This window comes from Actinomadura sp. HBU206391, assembly GCF_014323665.1.
In the GTDB taxonomy this organism is placed as follows: domain Bacteria; phylum Actinomycetota; class Actinomycetes; order Streptosporangiales; family Streptosporangiaceae; genus Actinomadura_C.
This window is the reverse complement of the sequence record NZ_JABVEB010000416.1, coordinates 1-3,540: the sequence shown is the minus strand read 5'-3', so window position 1 is coordinate 3,540 and position 3,540 is coordinate 1. Positions and strand designations below refer to the sequence as shown.

The 3,540-nt window shown below is 71.2% G+C and carries 3 protein-coding genes; 2 read left to right on the top strand and 1 reads right to left on the bottom strand.

The window, feature by feature from the left end:
* Together HKK72_RS37535 and HKK72_RS37530 are read left to right on the top strand one after the other, a co-directional pair.
* A partial coding sequence (locus tag HKK72_RS37535) for a hypothetical protein (protein ID WP_222721635.1) occupies positions 1-383 on the top strand: 383 nt, incomplete at its 5' end.
* 164 nt (positions 384-547) lie between these two features.
* Positions 548-2,107 (top strand): amidase family protein, encoded by a 1,560-nt coding sequence (locus tag HKK72_RS37530; protein ID WP_187239145.1) that lies wholly within the window; start codon positions 548-550, stop codon positions 2,105-2,107.
* Positions 2,108-2,144: 37 nt separating this feature from the next.
* On the opposite strand, the gene HKK72_RS37525 is transcribed toward HKK72_RS37530, so the two are convergent.
* Positions 2,145-2,822: a TetR/AcrR family transcriptional regulator gene (locus HKK72_RS37525; RefSeq protein ID WP_222721634.1), complete on the bottom strand. Its 678-nt coding sequence runs from the start codon at positions 2,820-2,822 to the stop codon at positions 2,145-2,147.
* Positions 2,823-3,540: the final 718 nt, after the last annotated feature.

The window sequence follows — 3,540 nt, the reverse complement described above, 5'->3', positions numbered from 1 at the left end:
TCATCAGCGGAAAGGCACCGCGCGGCGCGGTGCTGCGCATCAGCAAGGACTTCCCACTGTGGACCAACCCGGTCGCCCAGCCCGACGGGACCACCCGGCCGGTCGCCTTCGCCAACCACCTCAGCTCCTCCATGGAGGTCAGCGAACGCAGTGGCCACTTCACTTGGGACGTCAACCCGTCGCTCCGCCCGGTGCCGCCGTACCAGGCCGACGGTGTGCACACCGAGCACCCCGGCTTCGTACGGGAGTCCTGGACGCTCACCTGCGCCCGACCGGACGGGAAGGTGCTGCAGACCGTCAAGGTGCGCGTCGACCGCGGTGAGCAGGAACGGGTCGACCTCAAGCAGTGCCGCGAGCGATTCCGCTCCCATGGCGGACGGTAAGGACTGACCGCAGGGAGCACGGGCGTCCCGGCTCACCGTTCCGGTGGGCCTGGGCGCCCGTTCTTCGCGAACAGCGACATGGCACGCAATCGTCTCGAAACGGCAGCGAAACGATCTTTCTCTAACGTGCACGGACCGCCCACGTTCACGCACCGGAGAAGCCCTTGCGCCGTCCCCGTCTGTTCCCGGCCCTGACCGCGCCCCTCGCGGCGTCCCTGTTCGCCCTGACCGCTACCCCGGCGAGCGCCACGCCCGCCCGGCACCCCGGCTTCACGCTCGACGAGACCACCGTCGCGAAGATCCACTCCGCCCTCGCCCGCGGATCGCTCACCTGCGAGACGCTGATCGGCGGCTACCTCGCCCGCATCAGGGCGTACGAGGACGCCGGCCCGGCGATCAACTCTCTGATCACACTCGCTCCGGACGCGATGGCGCAGGCCCGGGCCCGCGACGCCGCCTACCGGCGGGCGAGGGGACACGTCGGCGAACTGCACTGCGTCCCGGTCGTCCTCAAGGACAACATCGAGACCGCGGACCTGCCGACCACCGGCGGATCGAAGGCGCTCGCCGGGTCGGTCCCTCGCAAGGACGCCTTCATCACCACCCGGCTGCGCAAAGCCGGCGCCATCGTCCTCGGCAAGGGCAACATGGACGAGTGGGCCCACGGCGGCATGGCCGGCTACAGCTCGGTCAACGGGCAGACGCTGAACCCGTACGACCTGTCCCGATCACCGGCCGGATCGAGCGGCGGGCCGGCCGCCGCCGTAGCGGCGAACTTCGCGGTGCTGTCCGTCGGCACCGACACCCTCGGCTCGATCCGCGGACCGGTGAACGCCGAGTCGCTGGTCGGCGTGAAGACCACCCGCGGGCTCGTCAGCGGCACCGGGATCATCCCGTTCGCGCTCACCTTCGACGTGGCCGGGCCGATGACGCGCACCGTCACCGACAGCGCGCGCATGCTCAACGTCATCGCGGGCGTCGACCACCAGGACCCCCGCACACTGACCGCCAAGGGCAGGGTGCCCTCCGACTACACGCGCAACCTGCGGACCAACGCGCTCAAGGGCGTACGCGTCGGGGTGCTGGGCACGTACGTGAGCGGCGGTGACGCGCCGGTCATCGATCAGGCGCTGACGGAGATGAGGGCGCTCGGCGCGAAGATCGTGGACGGCATCCAGGCCCCATCGTCGATGCAGGCGCTGCAGGGCCAGTACTACACCTTCATCTCCGAGACCGAGTTCAAGAACCAGCTCGGCGAGTATCTGACCACTCGACGCCCCGGCGCACCGGTGCGGTCGCACGCCGACGTACTGGCCGCCAGTGAGGCCGAGGGATTCGGCATCGCGCCCGCCGTGCTCGCCCGGCTCAGGAGCGAGGCGACCCGCGGATCGCTCCGGGACGCCGACTACCTGACCGCCGTGCGCACCGGCCCGGCGGCGATGCGCGCGGAGATCGACCGGCTGCTCGAGGCCAACGACGTCGACGTGCTCGTGCACGCGGCGGGCGGCGGGTCCGCCCTCGCCAGCCTGTCGGGCTACCCCTCGGTTCTGGTCCCCGCGGGGGTCGGCGCATCGGGCGCGTCCGTCGACCTGGCCTTCCTCGGCAAGGCGTTCACCGAACCGCGGCTGCTCGGCTTCGCGTACGCCTACGAGCAGGCCACCCACCACCGTCAGATACCGGTCTACACGCCGTCGCTCGGGCCGCTGCCGGGAAGGACACGGTAGCCCGATATCGGCCCGGCCCGGCCGGCGACCTCTTGTCTCATCCGGTGCCGGCGGCACCCGAGGCGGCGAACGCGCCCGCTCGTGCCGCGATGGCCGCGTCGACGGCCGATCGCTCGGCGAGGCCGATGCCGGCAGGCGTACGGAGAAGGACCATCTCGTGGTAGAGCGGCGCGGTGGCCGCGACGAGCAGCCGGCGCGGGTCGGTGCGCGCCGGTATCTCGCCGCGGTCCACGGCGCGTCGCACGATGACGGAGCAGCGGGCGTACCGGTCGGCCCAGAAGAGCCGCAGGGCCTCAGCGGCCTGCTCCGAGCGGAATGACGCCGCGATGAGCGCGGTGGTGATCGGAGGGTCGCCGCTCAGGGCGGTGTGGCCCTCGCGGTTGACCGCCAGGAGGTCGCCTTCGAGCGAGCCGGTGTCGGGAGGGCTCCAGTCGTCGCCGGCGGCCTCGTCGAGGACGTCGGCGAGCAGCCCGCCGACGTCGCGCCAGCGCCGGTACACCGTGGTGCGATGCACGCCCGAGCGATCGGCCACGGCGTCCACGCTCAGCGCGTCGTAGCCGTGCTCGACCAGTTGCGCCCGTACCGCGTCGAGCACCCGGCGGCGGACCTGTGCGCTTCGCCCGCCGGGCCGGCGGGCCGGGACGGCGTCGACCTGGTGCGACGGTGACGGCGGCGGTACGCCGGGAAACTCGCTTGTCGATCGCGGCGGGATCATGGCAGCATCTTATCGCTACATTCGTAGCATTAAGCTGGGATCGTGATGCTGCGATGACCGCCGGGGCTCCCGTCACCGGCCCGGTTCCGGCGAGGGCCTGAGGCACCCGTACGTTGCCGCGGCGACGCCCGTCCGGCGTCCACTGTTTCGTCCCCAAAGGAGACCTCGATGCAGCACCCAGCCCGGCCGTCGATACGCCAGATGACGGTGACTCAGATCACGGTGACGCAGATCCCCGTGACAGGGCCGGAGGCCGGCCCGTACGGCATCACCACCGGCCCGGACGGCGCACTGCGGTTCACGTCCAGGAGTTCCCGCTTCCGGATCGCACCGCGCGCCCACATGCGATCGTCGCCGATCAGGCCGGAGGGTGCCGGTTCACCGAATGGGGCGCGAACCGGATCGGGCGCATCACCGCCGAAGGCCGGATCCGGGAGTACGACCTGCCGACGCCGTCATCAGAGCCGCACGGCATCGCGGTCGGCCCCGACGGGTCTCTGTGGGCGGCCTTGGAGACGGGAGCGATCGCACACCTGTCACCGTGACGGGTAGCGCCGCGACCTGCGACGTCCGATATCGGGCACATCAGGTGTTTCACCCACTTCAGCGGCCCTGCGGTAGGACGATGGGATGATCTGTTCCTCCCCCACCCCTCTGTCCCTCCCCCACCCCTCTGTCCCTCCCCCACCCCGCAGATCATGGAGCTCCGTTCGATGCC